Raw genomic sequence first — 20,988 nt, 5'->3', positions numbered from 1 at the left:
AAGGATCCCAGTGGCGAGCCACGGGATAATTGCAATTAGGACAATATTAATTACTTATTCTTCAGTAACTTCCTGATTCTTTACATACTTTTTCACAACTTCCCAGCCTTCCCTTTCACCAATATATACCCAAACAACTTCAAAAATTGGTTTTGATATACACTCAAGTATTTTTTTCATTCACGATGGGTATAGTAGTTTATGTTATCGAGCTTAAATTAATTTCTACATTACCATCTTATTATTTGTATTAATGATTCTTCTAACACCCGCAATCTATGACTAACAGAGTTTTTTTCTTTCATAGTCATTTCTGCAAAAGTTCTTGAGTGACCTTCAGGTATGAATATAGGATCAAATCCATACCCATAATTACCTTTTGGGGGAAAACAAAGATTACCCTTCTCCTCAGCTTCATTTGAAATAAATAAAAGATTATTAGGGTCATATACAGAAACAGCACTCACAAAAGAAGCCTTTTTTTCTGAGCTGTTTTCTAATTTTCTCTCTAAAGAAATAATTGCGCCCGACACACCTTTATTTTCTAAAATAAATTCTTTAGAGTAAACTCCAGGGAACCCTCCTAGCTCTTCAACAACTAACCCGGAATCTTCTGATAAGGTTATACATCCCGTTAAATTTGCGTAATGCTTAGCCTTATGAAGAGAGTTTGCTTTAAAAGTATCGTAAGGCTCTTCCGGCTCTTTTAGAAGGCTTTTGTGTATTACCTCTATCTCTACATCATAAATATGAAGTTCTTCAAAACTTTTTTGTATTTCAGTTAATTTATTTTTGTTCGTAGAAGCTAAAACTAACTTTTTCATCTTTAAAATTTAACTCCCTAATTAAAAAAAGACAAGTTTCTTCAACTGTATTAAAAATTTCAAAAATTTCTAAATCTTCATCATAGATATAATTATCCTTTCTTAAAAATTGTCTTACCCAGAGAATTAATCCTTCCCAGAAATCTTTACCAAATAGGATAGTGGGCTTTTTTTTAATTATTCCAGTTCTTATGTAAACAAATAACTCAAATAACTCATCTAAAGTACCAAAGCCTCCAGGAAAAAAAATAAACGCTTCTGATTTACTTATAAGCTCCTTTTTTCTTTCTGAAAAGCTAGAGCATTGTGTTTGTTGTCCTCTAGAACAAAATAAATTTGCTGGTTGATCTGGTATATCCATAAGAACACCTCTCGAAAGTCCTCCAGCATTCCAAGCTCCTTTATTGGCTGCTTCCATAATTCCTGGCCCCCCCCCTGTAACGATGCTAAAACCTTGTTGAGAAAGCTCAAAGGATAGATCTCTTGCCGCTCGGTAATAAAAAGAACTTGGTGACACTTGAGCAGAACCAAAAAAGGTGACTGACATATGTCTATTTAATTTTTTAGGGAGCTTCTCTGAAGATGGCAAATACACTCTTAACCTCCAGTTCTTCTGTAATAATTAGAGGGAACCTGTTTTTTGACTTCCAGTAATCTGGATGGATGTTATCAAACATGTTTAAAGACTTTAAGTATGCTTCGCTAGAAGAACCATGGCTAACTACGATGACTTCATCATATTGGTTCATTATTGAGTCAACCGCCTTGCAAATTCTAAGTAAAAATTTTTCTTCCGACTCCTCATCACCAGGAAGAACATCTCTTAATTTTTCTACTAACAAGTTCTTAGACGCAAACTCGTCTAACCCAAGACTTTCAACTTCTTTTACTAATTCTCCAACATTTTGATAAGTTTCTTGAGTCCATTTTCCATAAATAGGTCCCTGTACCTCAGGCTGTATTAATACTGGTATTCTAATTCCTAGTTTATTAAGATAGTATCCCTGTATTATTTTCGCTGTCTGCTTACAGCGTAGCAATGGACTTGATACAATAGCTTTAGGAAGTGTAAACCCTGAGTTAAAAAGACTCTCAGAAGCTTCTTTAGCATGCTCTTCCCCTAACTTATTTACAGGCAAGTCCTTCATCCCTCCTGCAAAATCTCTCCAATTCCAATCTGTGGTTCCGTGTCTAACAAATGCTAATTTTCTCTCTAAACAATCAACTGAGTGAAAACTATATAAACATATCATTAGTAATGATAAGCGAAAAATTTTTATCATAAAAAAAACCTCATTTTATTTGTTTGTAATATTCAGAAAAAAGGCATATGCAGAGTGTCTGTTTCTATCAGCTCCTTAATTTTTTTAGCTGCTTCTCTTGGCGACGTATCGATTTTTTGTTCTATCAGAATCATTTTACTGCCTGTTTTATGACAAATTAGCTTTACTGCATCTAATATTGATTCTTGTGCTTCAAAAAATTCTACCAATTCCAAATTTTCATCGTTTATCCTATTACGCTTTTTCAAAAAGTGAACCCAGGTATTTTTATCTACTTTGAAAAAGATTATATAATCTGCATTAGGTAAAATCTTTGTGTCAAGCTCTGCAATCTCTTTTAGTGCATTGAAATATACATTATCAGGCTTCATAAGCCAGAAGTGATCTTCTTTTCCTAAATAAAATGAAAGAATCTTATCATAATAGCTGTCAACAACGACTACTTCACCATGATCTCTTAATTTTCCCCCCATCGCTAACATGGAAACCCTTTGGGCTCTTAGCCAAGTAATAATGTTAAAACTTTGAAAAGTCAGAGGATTGATCAACTCTTGAGGCCAAGTTTTTTCTTCTGGTTCTAGAAAGACGTTTTCAGTCATTAGGAGCTTACCTAATTCTTTCATTACAGAAGACTTTCCTGAAGCAGGAAGGCCTGCCCCTACTATCAGTAAGCCCTTTTCATTACAAGTTCCTACTGATGTTGAGATAAGTAAAAAAACAAGAAGTAATCCATATTTCTTTGTTGATATAGAAAATTTATTTATGAAGCTCATAATAGTTTTATCCTTAGGCGTTTTTCGCTAATTCTAATTGAGAATTTTGCCTCACTAAAAAATTGGGGATAATTTTTCTTATCATTTCTTCATACTCCTGCATTGAAATAGAGCGCGGAAAAATAGAGGGGTAGAGGTTAAAGTGCTCTTCCCTCCAAAGGTGTTTTGTGCTTAAAGATAGGTTAAATATAAACCATTGATCCTTTATTTCTTCTTCTGACATCTTTTTATCTGGAAATACATACACCGCTATATCCCCTCTTCCTCCTGCATAAGCTGCTTCCATTATTGTTCCATAAGAATCTGGAGTTACTACAGCAACCAGAATATTACACATCTCTATTTTCCTTTTTAGGATAAGCCAAATATCTATGGGAGAGAGGGGCTCTTGATTCTTATTGCTATCTTTAATTTTTGGGAAAAACCAAGCTCCACCTTTTAAAAAAGATCCTTTATTTATGTTTCTTTCTAAGTATTTTTTAAGGGCGGTTTCATACTTGTCGAATATATGGTCAACAGTTAGGACGTCCTCTGAGTTCTTATCGTATGGAACTTTTTTAGCAAAATATACAATTTCTTTCTTTGTAAATTCTTCTGATTGCATTACTGCTTTCCTTTTGTATTTACTGATTTTCTAAGGCTTTGGTGCAAAATTCATCTTGTTTATTATCAATAACATGATGACATGTAGTTATTAAAAATTTCTTTCTGCCTAAATTATAAATATCAAAAAATTTTTTCTCTTTCTGAGTTAACAAACTTCTGACATCCCATAATTTTCTGTAAAAAAATTCTATTGCAGCAATTCTAAAGTCACTTTCTGGAATAGCATCTATTGCAGTATAAATATCCTCAACTGAACCCTGGTATTTAAAGATGTTGTAAACTAGGATCATCTTTAATGAGTTCTTCAAAAAATCATCTTGGATATTTTCAATATCTTTTAGGGTCCCCAGCCCTTTTGTCTTCATTTCTTTTTCTATACCAAAACATTTGGAAAGAACCGCGTCAAGCTCATGAAATTCAGTAGAGAACTTAAAAGTACCTATGTCAAGCTCGTAAAGAGTTTTATGAGGGAATTGTTCAATTATGGGACTTACTTTATCAAAATGCCTCTCATAGAAATGAAGAGACCCAGCAAACCAAGTTATAGAACCAACTTCACTTCCCGTCCAAAAAGCCATCATTTCCAGGAGTGTACTCCACTCAAAAAAATTTATTCCTGAGAACCCCCAAAACAAGTCATTTGCTCTAACCACAACATTTAGGTTAAGTTTACCCTCTCTTAAAACAAACTGTAACCAATTGTTACATGGGATGTCTTTGCTCTCCACAAAATCTCGATCTGGATCAAAAATACTTATAACAGCACGTTTTGAATCCTTTTGGTGAAGAACTTCAATTATTTTTCTAAGCTGGTCTATTCCATTCCAGTCTCTCAGTCTAGGTCCATATGCACCTCTCCAAACCTTCTTATCATCAGAGAATTCCATCGCTCTAGGAAGATAGTTGGAGAGGTATTCCATATCATTTCGCCCAGCAATCACCCAAATAGTCTCAGCAATTGTGGCAAATACATTATTATTTCTACCTGGGATTACCAAGCATCTTTCTTTTGGGAATGCAATCTCAAATACGCGGGATAAAACCTCTTTAGACTTAGACCCCCTTGGCAGTACAACTTTTCCTTGTTCTTTTACCATTTTCAGCCCTTCTAGAAAGGCATATGAAATACCACGAAACATTGGTTTTCTAATAAAGTTATAGACAATATCATGAGCCAATTGCAAAAATCCGAAAAGCCAGGCTTTTTGGTTCCTTAACTCAAAATCTTCCATAGTATGTGCTTAGAAATATATACTAACCACTCTACAATACGGTTCTGGTGCAACTTTCTCCTATGCGTTACATGCTCGACCAAGTTGCATCGTTTTCGAAGACTAATTAATCAAAGGTGAGATATCTAAGCAATACGTATAAAATACTTATAAGAACGTTTTTTTTATGGCAGTGGTTTTAATAACACAGAGGCAACGTCATGGCGCTCAATTTTTTAAGCCTATTTGACAAAAACATTGCCCTCTTTTGATCCATGTAGAATTCACAAATTTCAAAAAAAATTATTTTATTTTATTCGTAAAGGTTACAAGATTGATGGAAAATGATGTTGCTATCAGTTCTTTCATCCAAAGCCAACCAAGCTATAACCGCATAAGGCCAGCACAAATCACCAAATAGAGGATTTGTTATTACAAAAGATCTCCTAGAATTATCAGAAGCTTTTTGGATTGAAAAAAATCTAGACAAGGTTTTAATAAAAGACCATGTTTCTCCTGAAATTTTTTACTCTGCTCCTATTACGGGTAATTATATTGGAGTAGATAAATTAAAAAAAATGCATGAGTTATACAGATCTTTATTCACAGATATCAAAATCGATTTGTTAAATTTAAAGCAGCAAGAAAAGCAGTGCTTTTCCGTTTGGAATTTTGAAGCCACATATAGCGGAATACCTGAACACATAAAAAAAGAAGATTTCACGAGTTTTTTTAGCTGTCAGTATATAGATCTTTTAGAGAAATCGAATATTAATTTTAAAAAAATTAATTATTTTGTTGACGTTTTTATAAGTTACAATGATAAAGGAAAATTATCAGCATATTGTTCAACAGTAGATATGAACAGCATCTATAAAAACCTTGAAATTTTTGTTAAAAAAGAAAGCTACAAAGAGGAGTGTATTTTACACTGTAACGAACAGCTTATTATTGAAAGATTAAAAAATATCTCAAATAAGTTAACAAAAAGAGAGATCGAGTGTTTATCTCTTAATTTATACGGTTTCAGTGCTAAACAAATTGCAGCAGTTTTTTCAACGTCATATCGAACAGTCCAATCCCAATTGGGGAGCGCTATAAACAAGGTTGAATGCTTTAATAAAATCGATTGCATAGAAAAGTTCTACGAAAGTGAAATTTTAGATGTTTGGAATGATCTAGCAAAAATATTGATGAAAAAGTATAAAAAATGACGGCAGTTGATATCAAACAGGTCCCTCAAATTTAAGGAGAATGGTTTTTAACCATTTAGTATTAAACAGGTTAAAAAAATTAATATGAAATGGATTTTTTACTTATCATTCATCTGCTCAGCGCTATCAGCTTGGAGCTTTGAAGACGAACAGGTTGGAACGTATTCTTTTCAATGGGATCACAAAGAGGACTTTCATCTGATAGATGATCTTTTTATTCAATCCTTTAAGTATGCATATGACAGCTTTATCCCTGGTGAATTAGGTTTAGAAAGTGTTGAAACGTTTTTACAAGGGGTCATTGCTGATGAACAAGAACTTTGGAACAACGAAAGAGAAAGTATCCATTGGCTAATCATAAAAAATACTGAAGAGGTGATTGGCCTGCTTATTTTAGAACTTAAAGAGTTCCCTAAAGTGTATGTGCGACAGATGGCAATTTCTCCAAATTATATGCGGTTAGGGATAGGAAGGATGGCGGCTAATATTGTGCTTAAAAATCTCCCTGGTGTAGAAAGAATAGTAGCAGTTACTCGTGTGCTAAATAAAACAAGTCAATGTTTTTTAGAGGAGCTTGGGTTTATCCCTACAGAAGATATACACGATGGTTTTGATTCTAATAAATATGTCGGATACGAATTAATCTTCAAGTAAGTTCGGTTACCGAAACTTAAATTCTGCTGCGTTACCTTCTTATCGCAGTATGGCTTTGTTGCATAAATAGCTGCAGAAAATGTGATTCTTGCCTTAAGGTCAGTGAGTCTATAAAATTTTTTGTTTATGAAAACGAAAAACCATAGGCTCAAAATGACGAATAAGAAAGATTCAAACCCATCCAAAAAGAGAGATCTCTATCGAATCCGCAACTGGAGCAGTATAAGGGGTCTGAAGTCCAACCGTACGAAAACGTACGCTAAGGTCTTAAATAAGTTGTGTCTGAGAATAAATGAGGGTATCCTTGGAAAGTTGAAAAAATTTCCATAAATAAGGAGATACGCTCATGGAAAAGTATGATGAATTACCAGGATTTCAACAAGGTCTAGAAGAGATAGTGCGCGAGGGAGCGAGAAAGATGCTTCATCAAGCGATTGAAAGTGAAGTAGAAGAGTTTATTGCGATCTTGCCAAAATATATGAGACGGGCGCCAAGCATTGATGCCCTTCCCTTTATCTCAAGGGTGTTTCCACGGGGAATATGAGTGAAGCTTTGGTGGCTATATTGGGAGATCACGCCAAAGGACTGTCAGCAACAAACATTGCTAGGCTAACCAAGATTTGGGAAAAAGAGTATGAAGAGTGGCAAGACCGAGATCTATCAAGCAAAGAGTATATTTACTTTTGGGCTGATGGGATTTATTTCAATGTGAGGCTTAGTAGTGATCGCCCTTGTTTGCTTGTGATCATAGGGGCACTTGCGAATGGAACAAAGGAAATGGTTGCGATTTACGACGGAGAAAGAGAAAGCAAGCTATCTTGGAAAACAGTGCTGCAGGATCTTAAATTCAAAGGACTGAAACAGGGCCCAAAGCTATCAGTTGGAGATGGGGCTCTCGGATTTTGGGCTGCTTTAGAAGAGGAGTTTCCTGGATGTGCTCAGCAACGTTGCTGGGTACACAAAACTGCCAATATCCTCGATAAGATGCCAAAATCGGTTCAGGTTGATGCGAAGTCAATGATCCATAATATGTATATGTCTCCGACAAAAGAGGAGGGAATAAAAGCGATGAATCGCTTCAGTTCTCTCTATAAGGAAGCCTAGATGCATAGGCACACCAATTGACAATACCGTTATTGGAATGGTAAGGACAGGCATAAGACTGGAATAGTTTATAGGAACCTGCAATTTGAGATACTGATCAGAAATTTTTTGGGTGTAGTAACTGCCAATAGAATAAATAACAGAGAGTGCAACACACGTAATACAAAAAAGTCTTGGGCCTTCAACTCCTAGACGATTTTTTATTTGAACAAAAATTTCCATGCTGAGGTTTATGTATGTAATGGTGAATGCTAAATTAATGGCTCCAAAATAGAATGCATCTTTGAATAACGGAGTCGCCATAAAAATCGAAAGAACTTTAGTACAAATCGCAGTCTGAAATCCTGCCATTGCAAGTGAGATAGTTCCCATTGGAGAGGTCATAGTTCCCATTGGAGAGGTCATCATAATGACATCTGAAGCGGTATAGATATGGACAAATTCGTTTGTAATCTTCGTGCCAAAATGCTCATTGCATAGCTTTGCCACAGCATATCGCGACGCGATAGCAATGGCAAACTGCAGAGCATCCACCCCTTTATCGAGACCATATCCCTTTGGAGTCCAATCTCTTTTCACTTTTCCCTGTAAGTTTGTTGAAGCATATTCAACAGTCCTATGAACGGCCCCAAATACAAAGGCCCCTTTAAGGAGAGGTGTTGTCGTTTTGGCAATATTTTGAACCACCCCTGTTCGATCTACAAACCATGTAAATATACTAGAGTGAATGCCGCCATAAATCGCAGAAATTGACATATTTTTGATCTCCAGTCATCATAATGCAAAATTTCGCAGTAATCATACTCGAAAAAATCATTTAGAACAATCTTTTTTTATTAGATAGTGTCGTCAAGAAATTTTGAATTTGATATACTTTGCTGTCTTATACCAACGCAACAAAGGAATTTTCTATGGGAAAAGCATCGCATCGTCGCCACGATATTTCAGATAAAGTCTGGGAATTGTTAGCTCCTCACCTGCCAGGTCGAAAAGGGGGTTGGGGCGCCGTAGCAAAAGATAACCGTCTGTTCATTAACGCTGTTTTCTGGATTCTTCGAACAGGCTCTCCTTGGAGAGACTTACCACCTGATTATGGAGATTGGAAAAACACTCACCGTCGCTTTTGTCGTTGGCGGGATGCTAGAATTTGGGAAGCGTTGCTTGAATGTTTAGTGGAAGATCCTGACTATGAATGGCTCATGATAGATGCGAGCCATATTAAGGTGCACCCTCATGCATCGGGAGCTAAAGGCGGTAATCAAGACATGAGTCGGACAAAAGGGGGCTTAACACAAAAATACATTTGGCCGTGGATGCGCATGGTATGCCAGTCCGAATTGTTGTTACGCAAGGTACCACTCATGACAGCACTCAAGCAAGTTTCTTGATCCAAGGTATTTCAGCAGAGCATTTGCTCGCCGATAAAGCTTATGATAGTGACGCAATTATATTGCAAGCCGAGAGTCAGGGCATAAATCCAGTCATTCCTCTGAGGTCAAATCGCAAAAAATGGAGAGAATTTGATAAAGAACTATATAAGCTTCGACACCTTGTAGAAAATGCTTTTCTCCACCTAAAACGATGGCGTGGAATAGCCACTCGATATGCCAAAAACACAGCTTCATTCATAGCTGCAGTGCAAATTCGTTGTATCGCTCTTTGGACTTCTATCTCATGACGATACTATCTAGGCATTTTGATCGATGGAAAAAGTTATGCTTCCCCTTTTTACCACATCTTGATTATACTTTAATCGATTGCGTTTAGTGACTTAAAATAAAAGGGTTTCTCTTTTTTAAGAAGTTTTTAGCAAGTCTTTTATACCGATTTATTCAACAACACCCATAGGAAGCATAAGAGATCTACTAGCCAAAAAATGTACAAAGTCGAGATAATCACGGGCAATGGAAATACAAGAATTAAAATTAAAGGGTGCGCGGGTTGTTTCCCCCAACGTTTTTAAAGACGAAAGAGGGTTTTTCTTTGAAAGCCACCAGGTGGAGCGCTACCTAGAAGGGGGGATTGATTGTCCCTTTGTTCAAGATAACCACTCCTATTCTAAAGAAGGGACGATTCGGGGAATGCACTTCCAATCTGCTCCAGGCCAGGCAAAGCTTGTACGGGTTGTGGTGGGGAAGATCTATGATGTGATTGTTGATATCCGTCCCGACTCTCCAACATTTGGGAACTGGGAAGGGGTGTATCTGGATGATCAGTCGCATAAGCAACTCTTCGTTCCCGTAGGATTTGCCCATGGCTTTTGTGTCGTCAGTCCCGATGCACATGTCCTTTATAAGACAAGTTCTTCCTATAATGGCAAAACAGAAATGGGTTTTCGATTTGACGACCCTGAAGTAGGAATCAAGTGGCCTGTCCAAGCGCCTATTGTTTCTGAAAGGGATCAAACAAGCCCCTATTTTTACGAATTGAGGTGGTCATGAAATTGTGGATACTGGGAAAACGAGGGATACTTTCGAGCGCAATGCGACGAAAGTGCGAAGAAAAGGGGATTGAATTTGTCGCAACTTCGCGCAGAGAGGTTGATCTTCATCAAGAAGAAGCGATTCAAGCACAATTTGAAACCCTATCATTTACCCATGTGATGAATTGCGCTGCCTATACCGCTGTTGATAAAGCCGAAGAGGAAGAAGAAAGAGCCTATGCTCTTAACGCACGCGCAATTGAAACACTTGCAAAATATGCAAACTCTTATGGAAAGAAGCTAATCCACTTTTCTACTGACTATGTCTTTGATGGAAAGGAGAAAGGTTATAGGGAAGAAGCTGCAACTGCCCCGCTGTCCATCTATGGAAAAAGTAAGGAGGCTGGTGAAAAATTACTCAAAAAATATCACCCAGAAGCTTGCTTAATTCGCACGTCTTGGCTTTTTGGAAAAGAAGGGAATCACTTTGTTAAAACGATGATCCGTCTGATGCAAGAAAAGGAAATGATTGAAGTGGTTAGCGATCAGTGGGGGCGTCCTACCTACGCAGATGATTTAGCAGAAGCAGCCCTCAACCTTCTAGATGCTTCAGGAACCTACCATTTTGCGAATACAGGAGAGACGACTTGGCATGGATTTGCTGAGGCGATTAAAAAGAGTCTTGAAGAGAATAATATTTCTCTTAAGTGCCAACAGGTCAATCCTATTTCTACTGAGGACTTTGGCATAATAGCGAAACGCCCAGCGTCTTCGGTTCTGAAGACCGAGAATTTTTCTCCTCCCCATTGGAAAGAAGGACTTGAGGAGGTGATTCGTCATGCACTTAAAACTAAATAATGCCCATGTTCTTGTTACAGGGGGTGCGGGATTTATGGGTTCGGCGTTTATCCGTTATGTTTTGAAACAAGAGGGTTTTGCTGGGCACCTTTCGAACCTTGACCTCCTAACCTATGCGGGGAACTTAAGTAATCTGGCAGCGGTCGCAAGTGATGCGCGTTATAGCTTTTACCATGGCGATATTCGGGGCCGAGACATTCTTGAGAAGATTCATAAAGAGCGCCCCATTGATTTGATTGTACATTTTGCTGCTGAGACTCATGTGGATCGAAGTATTACAGATCCTGGAGCATTTTTAGAAACAAATGTCATCGGAACGCATATTCTTTTGGAGTTTGTTAAAGCCCACTCCAAGATTCATTTTCATCATATTTCAACCGATGAAGTCTATGGAGCGCTTGGAAAGGAGGGGCGGTTTACTGAGGAATCTTCTTACAAGCCTAACTCTCCTTATTCGGCTTCAAAGGCAAGTGCGGATCATTTTGTGAGAGCCTATGGGGCGACGTATGGCTTGTCAACGACCCTTTCACATGCAAGTAACAACTATGGTCCCCATCAGTATCCTGAGAAATTTATCCCTCTTGTGATCCAAAACGCATTAGAGGGAAAACCTCTTCCTGTTTACGGATCGGGAGAAAATGTGAGGGAGTGGCTCTATGTTGAAGACCATGCACGTGCTATTTGGGCCATCTTGAGTCAGGGGAAAAAGGGCGAGGTTTATAACATTGGGGGAGGGGATGAAATGAAAAATCTAGATCTTCTTAGGTTGATTTTAAATGTCGTTGAAGAGATGACGGGAGAAACGGGGCTTGACAGACTTATTACCTATGTTCCAGATCGCCTTGGGCATGATTTTAGGTATGCAATCGATGGTGCTAAAGTCGAGCAACTGGGCTATCGTCCCATTTGGCCGCTGCAAGCGGGGCTTCGGGAAACCATTAAAACTTTTCCAGGAGTACTGGTGTGAAAATTGTATGCGTGATCCCAGCAAGACTTGCTTCAAGTCGATTCCCTAAGAAAGTGCTTGCGATGCTAGGCGAAAAGCCGATGCTTCAGTGGGTATGGGAAGCAGCCAGCAGCGTTGATTTATTTGATGATGTTGCATTTGCGGTTGATGATTCTGAAACAGAGCGCCTGATTGATTCTTTTGAAGGGAAACATTTTATGACCTCCCCCGATTGCCCCTCAGGAACCGATCGTCTCATTGAACTCCAGTCTGAGGGGAAAATGCAAGGGGATATTTGGGTCAACTGGCAGGGCGATGAACCCTTCATCCATCAGGAAATGATCGAAAACCTTTTGCAAACAACCGACGAAGCATATGACATTTGGTCTTTAAGAAAAGAAATCGAGAGAGAAGAAGATATTGAGGATCCCAATGTGGTAAAAGTTGTGACTGATCCCCAAGATCGCGCTCTCTACTTTTCCCGCTCGCCCATTCCTTATGACAGAGATGGTCTCGAAGATGTCACTTACTACAAACACGTGGGAATCTATGCATACACTGCTGATGCCTTAAAACAAATATCCACCCTCTCCCCCAGTCTACTAGAGAAAGCTGAGGGACTCGAGCAGCTCCGCTTTCTTGAAAATGGGATGAATATTCAGGTCCATGAGACAGCTCACGAATCGCTTGGAATCGATATTCCCGAGGATCTAGCGCGCGCAATGGACCGTATCTCCTCCCAAGTTCTTTTTTAAGCTCAAAGTGCTCCTTTCCCCAGGGACTTTTCATAAAAAAGACTTTACAGAGATGTCGTTGATTAATATTCCAAGTAGTTTAATAAGATAGCTATCGTTCCACCCAGCTAGGCGCCGTCTCTTTGCTATCCCTTTTGTTCCCTTTGCATCTACCTGAAGTATCGACTGCGCCATTCGCCGAAAAACCGCAAAATTCTCAGGGGCATTACCCGTGCTTATACAACAGGCATCTTCTTTGAAAACTACGTCCATCATCCAATGAAGATGGTTCTCTATTCCCCAGTGCCCTCGCACTAGCTTTATCGCCTCCTGAGGAATTAAAGAAAGGCTTGAGATGTAGTGACGTTTTTCTACGCTAACTTTCCCCCTAACTTCTCGTCTTGAAGTTACTTCGATAAGAGTCTTTAAGTCTTGCCACTCTTCTCGACAGTCTAACCATTCTAGGTTACTGGCTACAGCAACTTCTCGCTCCTCGATTCTTCCATGAGCTTTTTCAATTTTCTTGGCCCTAGCACACTCTGCCCCTTCATATTCAACCTCCCTTGCCTGATCGAAGAAGTTTTGGGCTTCATCATGTAAAGTTCCTTGGTTGCCTTTTAGAGCTATCACGTAATCGCCTCCTGCCCTGCGAATGTCTTCCACAATTTTTTTCTGACAGCCTGCAGCGTCAATAGTGATAATTGATCCTTTGATATCTATGGCTTTTATCAATTCTGGAATGGCAGTAATTTCATTTGATTTTTCCTCTGTTTTGACTTGGCCTAGCAACAAACTTCGACCTGTTTCCCAAGCCGAGACAAGATGAACTGTTTGCTTGGATGCCCCATTGAGCCTTTTACCATCGATTGCGATAATTTGCTTTTTCACTTCAACAGGAAGAGCTTTCATCCATCGAATGAAAGTCTCTTGTAATTTTTGGGGGTTTAGCATAACGAGAAGCCACCAAAACACTGTATAGCTGGGAGGTTTTTTGATTCCAAGAAGCCGTTGGAATAAGCTGATTTTTGTACATGCATACTCATGAATATGGATGATAGCATTAGCCCCAGCTATGACCGCTGCTAAGATAATGACTAGTAGGGCAACCAACGGATACGACAAGTTATCTTTAGCACGTGGATCTTGGATATCTTTGAATTCTATTTCTATGGACTCAATGAAGGCTTGCTGATCTAGGAGTTGATCTACTTCAGAATAGAACTTGGCCACTTGTTTCTTTGACATAAACACCTCTAAGTTAATCAGAAGTGTTATCTTCCGTTAAATCTTAGTCGATGTCAAAACTTTTTTATGAAAAGTCCCTGTAGTAGTAGCCCCTCCATAGGGGTTTTTTCTATATGCGTTATACTAGTAGCACTTTCAGATCTCCTCCTACGTTATACTAATAGCTCGAGGGATTTTGCTAACTCATTTACCTCTCCAGGATCTCCTAGTAGCAGCCCCTCCATAGAGATTTTTTCTATATGCGTTATACTAGTAACAAAATGCCGTTATACTAATAGCAAATTATACTGTTTTTGCGTTATACACGTCGCAATTCTCGTTATACTAATAGCAAAATGCCGTTATACTAATAGCTTTTTCCATAGAAGAATTATCTTAGCAAGATCTTATAAGATATATATAAGAATATATAAGATCTTATAAGAGCCTGGCCACTTAGCTGCTGGCCCTTTTAGGGGCCAGCGCTGCGTTTTTGAGCACGGGGATATGTTGAGTACAGGATTTTCGCACTTTAGTAGCTAAAAACCTTAAAGGACTTAGCATTGGTTCTCTCAAAGCGCCATCTGAGGTGTTTTATTAGCCCTCAAGGACTTTTGAATATAGCGGCTCATGCCAACAATAGTATCATATTTCTTTTTTCACGCAGCAAGCTGCGGGGAATATGACCCAAAGAGATTAAAAAAAAATGTTGCTTTTTTATCAAATTTTTTTTTTATTAAAAATAAAAAAGGTTTGTAAATGGCAGAGGCATCTTCAGGACCTACAGGTAGTCAGCCTGTTTCAGGCGCGCAATCATCAGATAATCAATCACATATAGAACGCATTTTAGAGGCAATAGCTTCTCCAACTCTTAGAGTGTCTACAAAAAGACCCCAAGGCGATTCTTTATTTCCCTCTTTTTTCGAAGAGGTAAAAGGGCATATAAAACAAGATTGTAGTGAAATCGTTCGTACCTTTTTTCCAGAATGCCTTGGATTAGAGGTTTTGAGTAAAATTAAAATGGAAATCGCAGGAGATGAAACACATTTTGGCGGTAAAAAATCTTTATTTTTAACATTCACAGTAGCTGACAAAGAAATTCGATTGGTATATAAACCTCGCAGCTTAATTCCGGATCAAATTTTAGAAAACGTACTTCACGAAGTTTGTCAGAAAGAGCTTAGGCCTATGCTAGATTGCGGTGACCACGGCTATGACTCCCGTTTACAAGGGATTGAAATACCTGTGTCGAAATTTACTTCAGAAATGCGAAACAAGGTGAATCAAGCACATATGAGTACTGTAGATTTAGTGACAGTATTGCATCACATGGGTTTTGAAGATACTCATAATGAAAATTTTATATTGGATGGACATGGGAACTTACACTTTATAGACCCAGAGATATTTTGTACAAAAATAGCAGTAGACATGGAAGGTATATACAAAGGAGTAAAGGGACTCTTAAAAAGGGATACTAGTTTTCAAGAGCGGGTGGATTCAATAACTTCTGCATGCGTAGCTGCTAAAAAAGAATTAATGGAAAACTGTCCAACTAGAGTTATTTTTTGCGATACAGCGACTTATATTACCGGAACTCCAAACCCTATTTTAGGCGATCCAAAGATCAAGATTGGTAAAACAGTATTGGCTACAGAAAATATACCGAATGGATTCGATGGCTTACATAAAGCCTATCTGGGAAAGTTTTTAGCAGAAAACGGCTTTATTAAAGTTCCAAAGAAAAACCAAAGCTTCGATGTTATTGTTGCTACAATCAAAGCTGCTTTTCAAGAAGATGATGCGTTAGAAAAGATCAAAGAAGAAGTAGACAAATCTTTTGAACTTAGAAAAGAAATGGGATGCGCTAATGAGGTCCCAGCTTTTCGTTTTCATTTAAAAGCACAGTATATACAATGTCCGCTAACAAAGCAGTGCTTGCTGCTTAGAAAACCAGAAGAAAGAGGTGAGTCATGACTACTTCCATTGATGTGTTCCAATTTAAGAAAGAGATTATTCAGATGCTTTCACCCCCAGAATTGCCTAAAGCAGAAGCAGAGGAAAAAATACAAGGGTTGTTTATTCAATTTTTACAGTCTATAGAGGGACTTGATAATCAAGGCGAATTGCAATCAGAAGCTGGTGAATACAAGGATTCAGTTTTAAGCAAGTTAGATGATATTTTTGAAAAAAAAGAAAGGGCGTCTGAACAGGGTTACAAAAAAGTTTAGCAATCAACGATTAACTCTATCGTAGGAGAGGAGGATCAGGTTGTCGATGTGACCCTGCTTAATCCCTATAATCAGAAGAATTTCAAAGAAGACAAGCTCTCAATCCTCGACATCAAAGCCGAAGGAAACCACGGAAAGAAGTTCAATATTGAAATTCAAATTGCCGATGAGGCTGACTACGACAAAAGAGCTCTATACTATTGGGCGAAGCTGTATACAGATCAGCTCAAAGAAAAAGATGACTATGGAACCTTAGAAAAAGTCATAGGGTGACCTTGCCCCGATTTTGTGGACGGTTTTAATATAGGCTTTTTTGGTACTTTTCTTCAAATTTTGTTGGGCTTACGTATCCCAATGTTGAGTGTCTTCTTTTAGTATTGTAATAACACTCTATGTAGTTAAATATTTCATTTTCAACATCTTTCACATCCTTGTAAATCTTGCCTCTTACACACTCTCTCTTCAAGGTGCTAAAGAAACTCTCCATTGCAGCATTGTCATAGCAGCTTCCTTTGCTGCTCATACTTCCTATGATTCCGTTGTGCTCAAGAAGCTTTTCAACTGATTGTGACCCATATTGTACTCCTTGGTCTGAATGAAAAATTAGTCCTTTTTTTGAACCTTTTCTTCTTACCATTGCTTGTTCTAATGCCTGAACAACAACCTCTTGTCTCATGTGTGATTTCACATTGTGACTTACGATTTTTCTGGAGTAAAGGTCCATGATCGCACACAAGTATGCCCATCCTTTCCCTGTGCGGATATAGGTGATATCGCTGACCCACTTATAGTTTTGTGATGAGGCATGAAAATCCTGCTTAAGAAGGTTGGGTTTCTTTTGATCCACAACTCTTTTTACTCCCTTCCATTTCTTAGGAACTTTTGCTGACAACCCCTTCTTTTTCATGATCTTAGCCACTCTTTTTCTGCCACATGCGTATCCTTTTTCTTTGAGATCTACCCATATTTTCGGGCTGCCTGCTCTTGATTTATGTTCATGGAAAAGTACTTCGATTTCTCCTCCTAAGATCTTTTCTTCTTGGGCTCTTTTACCATGGGAGGAAGTCAAAAAGCGGTAATAGTCGCTTTTTGACACCCTGAATACCTTGGACATCTTCTCTATGGAATGCTGGTTCCTTAGCTTTTTCATAATTCTGTATCTGCTTTTGACATTGATGAGAAGATGCCCATGGCTTTTTTTAGGATGTCTCTTTCCTCTTTTAAGATGCGATTCTCTTTTCTGAGTTTTCTCATATCTTCATCTTCTTTTTTTTGACTTGCCGCTTTGATAAGCTCTCCCTTTCGATTGAGTCCTAACCAGTAGCTAAGCGTTGATTTACCAATTCCTAAATCATGTGCCACGTCTTTGATTTTCATCCTTTCTTCTCTGACTAAACGAACTGCATTGGCTTTGAATTCTTCGTCAAATTTCTTCATTCTTTTAAACTCCTCATTTTCTTGAAAAGTCTATATCATATCCGTCCACTTTTTCGGGGCAAGGTCACCCAATACTATCAGTGTCTAGAAGAGATAGTGCGCGAGGGAGCGAGAAAGATGCTTCATCAAGCGATTGAAAGTGAAGTAGAAGAGTTTATAAAGCAATGCAACAATTCAAAAGATGAGAATGGCCATATGACTGTGAAGAGGAACGGCTACCTTCCAGAAAGAGAAATCCAAACTGGAGTAGGTCCCATAAAAGTCAAAAAGCCTCGGGTTAAAGGAGAAAAATTCACGAGTGCGATCTTGCCAAAATATATGAGACGGGCGCCAAGCATTGATGCCCTTATTCCATCCCTTTATCTCAAGAGTGTTTCCATGGGGAATATGAGTGAAGCTTTGGTGGCTATATTGGGAGATCACGCCAAAGGACTGTCAGCAACAAACATTGCTAGGCTAACCAAGATTTGGGAAGAAGAGTATGAAAAGTGGCAAAACCGAGATCTATCAAGCAAAGAGTATATTTACTTTTGGGCTGATGGGATTTATTTCAATGTGAGGCTTAGTAGTGATCGCCCTTGTTTGCTTGTTATCATAGGGGCACTTGCGAATGGAACAAAGGAAATGGTTGCGATTTAAGACGGAGAAAACAAGCTATCTTGGAAAACAGTGCTACAGGATCTTAAATCCAAAGGACTGAAACAGGGCCCAAAGCTATCAATTGGAGATGGGGCTCTTGGATTTTGGGCTGCTTTAGAAGAGGAGTTTCCTGGATGTGCTCAGCAACGTTGCTGGGTACACAAAACTGCCAATATCCTCGATAAGATGCCAAAATCGGTTCAGGTTGATGCGAAGTCAATGATCCATAATGAGGCTGTTTAGAACCAAAGAGATTCAGAAGTTTCAGAATGTAAAACTTTTGAGTTCGAAAAAACAGGTGCTTTTTGATAGGTTTTGTAGTTTGTAAGTGTTTAGAAATGGAAAATTCAGTCCATTTGGACACACCTCTCCCTAGGAGAGACACAAATTTGGGGGATCTAGAACCGCGAGCCTCTTCAGATTGTAACAAATAGCTTGCATAAAACTTGAAAACTGATTTTTCGCGATTCCTCGGTACCGCACTCGTTTCTCTATTTGCGAAAAGACCCGCTCATGAGGGGCCCTCACGGAACTGTACCACCGATCCTGATCTTTATTTTTGCCCTTCATGTTATTCTTTTTGATAGCGCCTAGATGTACCCCCTTTGCCTTAGCTATTCTGGGGGCGGGATTTATACAATAGCCCTTGTCCATATAGCTAGCCCCCTGAGAGGGACAGACGTGTTTGAAACCTGAGGCATCTGTGATATTAGCCGGAGTAATCGCAACCTTATTGATAAGACCTGTCTGCATGTCTACACTGGTATGCTGCTTATAACCATACCAGTATTTATTCTTCCCTTTACAACCAATCTTTGCTTGAACGTCTGCAGAAAATTGTGAGATGTTTTCGTTGTTCAGTTTCTCGTATTTTTCTGCAATCGCCTTATCTCTTTCCTCCCATAAATTCGCTTTAGCAATTAAATGGGTTGCATCTACAAAGGTAAAAACTTCACTCATAAGTCCTTGATCTTTTAGCTGATCTCTTAGATCAGCAAAGATCTTGGACAAGATATTGGTCCCTATTTTTTTTCTAAGCTGACAAAAGACTGTGTGATCTGGGGTATTGTCTCTCAGGTTAAACCCACAAAACCATCGAGCTGCAGTGTTTTCTTGGATAAAGCGTTCTAATTCTCTATCGCTGCAGTTCTCCAGAAACTGCAGCAATAAACACTTGAATATCCGCAGCAAGCCATACCCTTTATGGGGATTGTCCTTCTCCAGTTTTCTGAGTCTTTTCTCCACAAAACTAAATGACCAAATCTTGGCAAATTTACGGTAATTGTGGCTTTCTGGAACCAAGTCTTCTAAGCAAATCATCTCAACTTGTTGCATGGGAATCCTCCATCTAAAAAGAGAAAGAGCTTAAACTATTCTAGAAAATTATGCCAGTTCTCAACAGTCCCATAATATGTATATGCCTCCGACAAAAGAGGAGGGAATAAAAGCGATGAATCGCTTCATTAAACTGCAGCAATAAACACTTGAATATCCGAAGCAAGCCATGCCCTTTATGGGGATTGTCCTTCTCCAGTTTTCTGAGTCTTTTCTCCACAAAACTAAATGACCAAATCTTGGCAAATTTACGATAATTGTGGCTTTTTGGAACTAAGTCTTCTAAGCAAATCATCTCAACTTGTTGCATGGGAATCCTCCATCTAAAAAGAGAAAGAGCTTAAATTATTCTAGAAAATTATGCCAGTTCTCAACAGTCCCATTTGGGGAACTCCTCTGTTGGTAGGAATGTGGACCTTTTTCGACTTAGTACTCGAGGAAAAAATTGACAAAAAGAGGATGAAAACAATGGCAACGTTAGGTTTTCTTTCGTTAGTAATTTTTTCGGGGGCTATCTTTTACACGAATCGCAGAACAGTCGCTATCCTAAAGAAGCTGATTACAGATCTTACAAAAATTGCCAACCAGCCCTCTTGATCATCTGGTAAGTACTTGCCTTTCTAAACAAAAAAAGTTTATACTTACTCTCATTTGATGAGGGTCTTATGGAAAGAGTTGGCGCGTCTCGTGTTTATTCATTTGCAAGTTATTTATATTCCTATGTGGATGCATTGATTCAACGGGTGGATGAGTATGCTACCGCTGTTTTTCATATCGTTAATGCAAGGATATCTGATGCTCCTCAGCTTAGGGACGTTGAAGAGGGGTTATTTACGGTTGATAGGTGCCAAAGAGATCGAGAGACTTGGAGGGCTTGGCTAGACCCAATTACCTATCCCTCAATTAATTTATCGACACGGCAAAGCCTCAATGTGGTCTATATGGAGGGAAGGGAGCCCCACCTTTTTGTGAAGATTCCACGGCGGCAGATTTGCTATTTTCCAGAACCGATGAAGGCTAAACTATTAAATATAGAAGAAGATAAATTAGACCTTTTCTTTGCGATATATCTTCAAAATGAGGGGAATAAAGAATTTCATTTATCAGTGCCGCAGTGGGCACATGAGTATTACGATGTTCATGTGGGATTCTATGGTGGAGATGGTGTTTGCCGTGGAAGTCGAAAGACAGTTCCTTGGCACTTTATTCGGGAGTATACCAAAGAAGAGGCGGGAGATCTCAAGGTAGGCCTCACTGATGATGTCGGAGCCTTTATGATGGGAGCTTTTCGCTCTGACTGCCAAGGACCTCACCGTGGAGTAGGGGTTTATGGGCTTGTTCTCAAGAATGAAGGGAGGGGAGCGGTGATTCGAGAAATTCTTAGAAGCTCAGAATCTTTGAAAGAATTTGTCGAAAGAGCCGCGGGAGACATGACTGAAATTTTTACTTTCAACGAGGACTATTGAGCAGTTGACATTCGGAGGAGAAAAGGG

At 38.8% G+C, this 20,988-nt stretch carries 21 protein-coding genes and 4 pseudogenes; 13 read left to right on the top strand and 12 right to left on the bottom strand.

Annotation, left to right across the window (positions count from 1 at the left end; translation table 11 throughout):
• Window positions 1–54: 54 nt before the first annotated feature.
• Genes R2I63_RS04695 through R2I63_RS04665 form a run of 7 tightly spaced genes read right to left on the bottom strand, consistent with a single transcriptional unit; the run spans window position 55 to window position 4,718 of the window.
• Window positions 55–180 carry a hypothetical protein gene (locus R2I63_RS04695; RefSeq protein WP_316359386.1) on the bottom strand — a complete coding sequence of 42 codons (126 nt, stop codon included), beginning with the start codon at window positions 178–180 and terminating at the stop codon, window positions 55–57.
• Between the two features lie 50 nt (window positions 181–230).
• On the bottom strand, window positions 231–824 hold the full coding sequence (locus tag R2I63_RS04690) for a non-canonical purine NTP pyrophosphatase (protein WP_316359385.1): 594 nt from the start codon (window positions 822–824) through the stop codon (window positions 231–233).
• On the bottom strand, window positions 787–1,419 hold the full coding sequence (locus R2I63_RS04685; RefSeq protein ID WP_316359383.1) for an LOG family protein: 633 nt from the start codon (window positions 1,417–1,419) through the stop codon (window positions 787–789). Before R2I63_RS04685 ends, R2I63_RS04690 begins: the two co-directional genes overlap by 38 nt.
• Entirely contained in the window at window positions 1,388–2,107 is a 720-nt protein-coding gene (locus tag R2I63_RS04680) for a histidine phosphatase family protein (protein ID WP_316359382.1), read from the bottom strand. Before R2I63_RS04680 ends, R2I63_RS04685 begins: the two co-directional genes overlap by 32 nt.
• 32 nt (window positions 2,108–2,139) lie before the next feature.
• Window positions 2,140–2,880, bottom strand: coding sequence for a hypothetical protein (locus tag R2I63_RS04675; RefSeq protein ID WP_316359380.1), 741 nt, complete (start codon window positions 2,878–2,880; stop codon window positions 2,140–2,142).
• Window positions 2,881–2,893: 13 nt separating this feature from the next.
• Window positions 2,894–3,484: a hypothetical protein gene (locus tag R2I63_RS04670; RefSeq protein ID WP_316359377.1), complete on the bottom strand. Its 591-nt coding sequence runs from the start codon at window positions 3,482–3,484 to the stop codon at window positions 2,894–2,896.
• Between the two features lie 19 nt (window positions 3,485–3,503).
• Window positions 3,504–4,718 carry a thymidylate synthase gene (locus tag R2I63_RS04665; RefSeq protein ID WP_316359375.1) on the bottom strand — a complete coding sequence of 405 codons (1,215 nt, stop codon included), beginning with the start codon at window positions 4,716–4,718 and terminating at the stop codon, window positions 3,504–3,506.
• A gap of 557 nt (window positions 4,719–5,275) precedes the next feature.
• Here R2I63_RS04665 and R2I63_RS04660 point away from each other — a divergent pair.
• The 3 genes and pseudogenes from R2I63_RS04660 to R2I63_RS04650 form a co-directional block, all read left to right on the top strand.
• The gene (locus tag R2I63_RS04660; protein ID WP_316359373.1) at window positions 5,276–5,911 is read left to right on the top strand and encodes a LuxR C-terminal-related transcriptional regulator; all 636 of its coding nucleotides are present in this window, start codon (window positions 5,276–5,278) and stop codon (window positions 5,909–5,911) included.
• Between the two features lie 84 nt (window positions 5,912–5,995).
• Window positions 5,996–6,565 (top strand): GNAT family N-acetyltransferase, encoded by a 570-nt coding sequence (locus R2I63_RS04655; protein WP_316359370.1) that lies wholly within the window; start codon window positions 5,996–5,998, stop codon window positions 6,563–6,565.
• A gap of 346 nt (window positions 6,566–6,911) precedes the next feature.
• Window positions 6,912–7,660: pseudogene (locus R2I63_RS04650) on the top strand (IS256 family transposase); the annotation flags it as partial.
• On the opposite strand, the gene R2I63_RS04645 reads toward R2I63_RS04650, so the two are convergent.
• Entirely contained in the window at window positions 7,580–8,425 is an 846-nt protein-coding gene (locus R2I63_RS04645) for a hypothetical protein (protein WP_316359368.1), read from the bottom strand. The pseudogene R2I63_RS04650 and the gene R2I63_RS04645 sit on opposite strands and share 81 nt — an antisense overlap.
• Window positions 8,426–8,580: 155 nt before the next feature.
• Here R2I63_RS04645 and R2I63_RS04640 point away from each other — a divergent pair.
• From R2I63_RS04640 to kdsB, 5 genes are all read left to right on the top strand, one after another.
• Window positions 8,581–9,347 (top strand): IS5 family transposase gene (locus R2I63_RS04640; protein ID WP_316359758.1). Its coding sequence is split into 2 segments (ribosomal slippage): window positions 8,581–8,956 and window positions 8,956–9,347, totalling 768 coding nucleotides; the frame shifts between segments, so codons are not numbered across the junction.
• Window positions 9,348–9,573: 226 nt separating this feature from the next.
• Window positions 9,574–10,110 carry a dTDP-4-dehydrorhamnose 3,5-epimerase gene (gene rfbC, locus R2I63_RS04635; RefSeq protein WP_316359366.1) on the top strand — a complete coding sequence of 179 codons (537 nt, stop codon included), beginning with the start codon at window positions 9,574–9,576 and terminating at the stop codon, window positions 10,108–10,110.
• Window positions 10,107–10,949 carry a dTDP-4-dehydrorhamnose reductase gene (gene rfbD, locus R2I63_RS04630; RefSeq protein ID WP_316359363.1) on the top strand — a complete coding sequence of 281 codons (843 nt, stop codon included), beginning with the start codon at window positions 10,107–10,109 and terminating at the stop codon, window positions 10,947–10,949. The genes rfbC and rfbD overlap by 4 nt, the downstream gene beginning before the upstream one ends.
• Complete coding sequence (gene rfbB / locus R2I63_RS04625; RefSeq protein ID WP_316359361.1) at window positions 10,930–11,916, top strand: dTDP-glucose 4,6-dehydratase; 987 nt, start codon at window positions 10,930–10,932, stop codon at window positions 11,914–11,916. Before rfbD ends, rfbB begins: the two co-directional genes overlap by 20 nt.
• A complete protein-coding gene (gene kdsB, locus R2I63_RS04620; protein WP_316359359.1) occupies window positions 11,913–12,650 on the top strand; it encodes a 3-deoxy-manno-octulosonate cytidylyltransferase in 738 nt (245 codons plus the stop codon). Before rfbB ends, kdsB begins: the two co-directional genes overlap by 4 nt.
• Window positions 12,651–12,680: 30 nt before the next feature.
• Here the strand turns inward: kdsB and R2I63_RS04615 are convergent, their stop codons facing one another.
• Window positions 12,681–13,874, bottom strand: a complete 1,194-nt coding sequence (locus R2I63_RS04615; protein WP_316357147.1) for an ISAs1 family transposase — start codon at window positions 13,872–13,874, stop codon at window positions 12,681–12,683.
• 738 nt (window positions 13,875–14,612) lie between these two features.
• On the opposite strand from R2I63_RS04615, the gene R2I63_RS04610 reads away from it, so the two are divergent.
• The 3 genes and pseudogenes from R2I63_RS04610 to R2I63_RS04600 form a co-directional block, all read left to right on the top strand.
• A complete protein-coding gene (locus tag R2I63_RS04610; RefSeq protein ID WP_316359357.1) occupies window positions 14,613–15,830 on the top strand; it encodes a DUF4135 domain-containing protein in 1,218 nt (405 codons plus the stop codon).
• A complete protein-coding gene (locus R2I63_RS04605) occupies window positions 15,827–16,084 on the top strand; it encodes a hypothetical protein (protein ID WP_316359355.1) in 258 nt (85 codons plus the stop codon). Before R2I63_RS04610 ends, R2I63_RS04605 begins: the two co-directional genes overlap by 4 nt.
• Window positions 16,085–16,093: 9 nt before the next feature.
• A pseudogene (locus tag R2I63_RS04600) lies at window positions 16,094–16,354 on the top strand (Rpn family recombination-promoting nuclease/putative transposase); the annotation flags it as partial.
• 28 nt (window positions 16,355–16,382) lie between these two features.
• On the opposite strand, the pseudogene R2I63_RS04595 reads toward R2I63_RS04600, so the two are convergent.
• A pseudogene (locus R2I63_RS04595) lies at window positions 16,383–17,264 on the bottom strand (IS3 family transposase); the annotation flags it as partial.
• Window positions 17,231–17,521, bottom strand: coding sequence for a transposase (locus R2I63_RS04590; protein WP_316359352.1), 291 nt, complete (start codon window positions 17,519–17,521; stop codon window positions 17,231–17,233). The pseudogene R2I63_RS04595 and the gene R2I63_RS04590, both read right to left, overlap by 34 nt.
• A 39-nt stretch (window positions 17,522–17,560) precedes the next feature.
• Here R2I63_RS04590 and R2I63_RS04585 point away from each other — a divergent pair.
• Window positions 17,561–18,388: pseudogene (locus R2I63_RS04585) on the top strand (IS256 family transposase); the annotation flags it as partial.
• 144 nt (window positions 18,389–18,532) lie between these two features.
• Here R2I63_RS04585 and R2I63_RS04580 read toward each other — a convergent pair.
• Entirely contained in the window at window positions 18,533–19,495 is a 963-nt protein-coding gene (locus tag R2I63_RS04580; RefSeq protein WP_316356258.1) for an IS5 family transposase, read from the bottom strand.
• Window positions 19,496–20,160: 665 nt separating this feature from the next.
• Between R2I63_RS04580 and R2I63_RS04575 the strand changes: the two genes are divergently transcribed.
• Window positions 20,161–20,961: a hypothetical protein gene (locus R2I63_RS04575; protein WP_316359349.1), complete on the top strand. Its 801-nt coding sequence runs from the start codon at window positions 20,161–20,163 to the stop codon at window positions 20,959–20,961.
• The last annotated feature ends 27 nt before the right edge of the window (window positions 20,962–20,988 follow it).

It is taken from the genome of Candidatus Neptunochlamydia sp. REUL1 (assembly GCF_963457595.1).
In the GTDB taxonomy this organism is placed as follows: domain Bacteria; phylum Chlamydiota; class Chlamydiia; order Chlamydiales; family Simkaniaceae; genus Neptunichlamydia.
This window is presented reverse-complemented; position numbering and strand designations above follow the sequence as displayed.

Bases quoted from the DNA above. Each gene is read 5' to 3' on its own strand.
- R2I63_RS04695 (WP_316359386.1), bottom strand. From the start codon at position 180: ATGAAAAAAATACTTGAGTGTATATCAAAACCAATTTTTGAAGTTGTT.
- R2I63_RS04690 (WP_316359385.1), bottom strand. From the start codon at position 824: ATGAAAAAGTTAGTTTTAGCTTCTACGAACAAAAATAAATTAACTGAA.
- R2I63_RS04680 (WP_316359382.1), bottom strand. From the start codon at position 2,107: ATGATAAAAATTTTTCGCTTATCATTACTAATGATATGTTTATATAGT.
- R2I63_RS04675 (WP_316359380.1), bottom strand. From the start codon at position 2,880: ATGAGCTTCATAAATAAATTTTCTATATCAACAAAGAAATATGGATTA.
- R2I63_RS04670 (WP_316359377.1), bottom strand. From the start codon at position 3,484: ATGCAATCAGAAGAATTTACAAAGAAAGAAATTGTATATTTTGCTAAA.
- R2I63_RS04665 (WP_316359375.1), bottom strand. From the start codon at position 4,718: ATGGAAGATTTTGAGTTAAGGAACCAAAAAGCCTGGCTTTTCGGATTT.
- R2I63_RS04660 (WP_316359373.1), top strand. From the start codon at position 5,276: ATGCATGAGTTATACAGATCTTTATTCACAGATATCAAAATCGATTTG.
- R2I63_RS04655 (WP_316359370.1), top strand. From the start codon at position 5,996: ATGAAATGGATTTTTTACTTATCATTCATCTGCTCAGCGCTATCAGCT.
- R2I63_RS04645 (WP_316359368.1), bottom strand. From the start codon at position 8,425: ATGTCAATTTCTGCGATTTATGGCGGCATTCACTCTAGTATATTTACA.
- rfbC (WP_316359366.1), top strand. From the start codon at position 9,574: ATGGAAATACAAGAATTAAAATTAAAGGGTGCGCGGGTTGTTTCCCCC.
- rfbD (WP_316359363.1), top strand. From the start codon at position 10,107: ATGAAATTGTGGATACTGGGAAAACGAGGGATACTTTCGAGCGCAATG.
- rfbB (WP_316359361.1), top strand. From the start codon at position 10,930: ATGCACTTAAAACTAAATAATGCCCATGTTCTTGTTACAGGGGGTGCG.
- R2I63_RS04615 (WP_316357147.1), bottom strand. From the start codon at position 13,874: ATGTCAAAGAAACAAGTGGCCAAGTTCTATTCTGAAGTAGATCAACTC.
- R2I63_RS04610 (WP_316359357.1), top strand. From the start codon at position 14,613: ATGGCAGAGGCATCTTCAGGACCTACAGGTAGTCAGCCTGTTTCAGGC.
- R2I63_RS04605 (WP_316359355.1), top strand. From the start codon at position 15,827: ATGACTACTTCCATTGATGTGTTCCAATTTAAGAAAGAGATTATTCAG.
- R2I63_RS04590 (WP_316359352.1), bottom strand. From the start codon at position 17,521: ATGAAGAAATTTGACGAAGAATTCAAAGCCAATGCAGTTCGTTTAGTC.
- R2I63_RS04580 (WP_316356258.1), bottom strand. From the start codon at position 19,495: ATGCAACAAGTTGAGATGATTTGCTTAGAAGACTTGGTTCCAGAAAGC.
- R2I63_RS04575 (WP_316359349.1), top strand. From the start codon at position 20,161: ATGGAAAGAGTTGGCGCGTCTCGTGTTTATTCATTTGCAAGTTATTTA.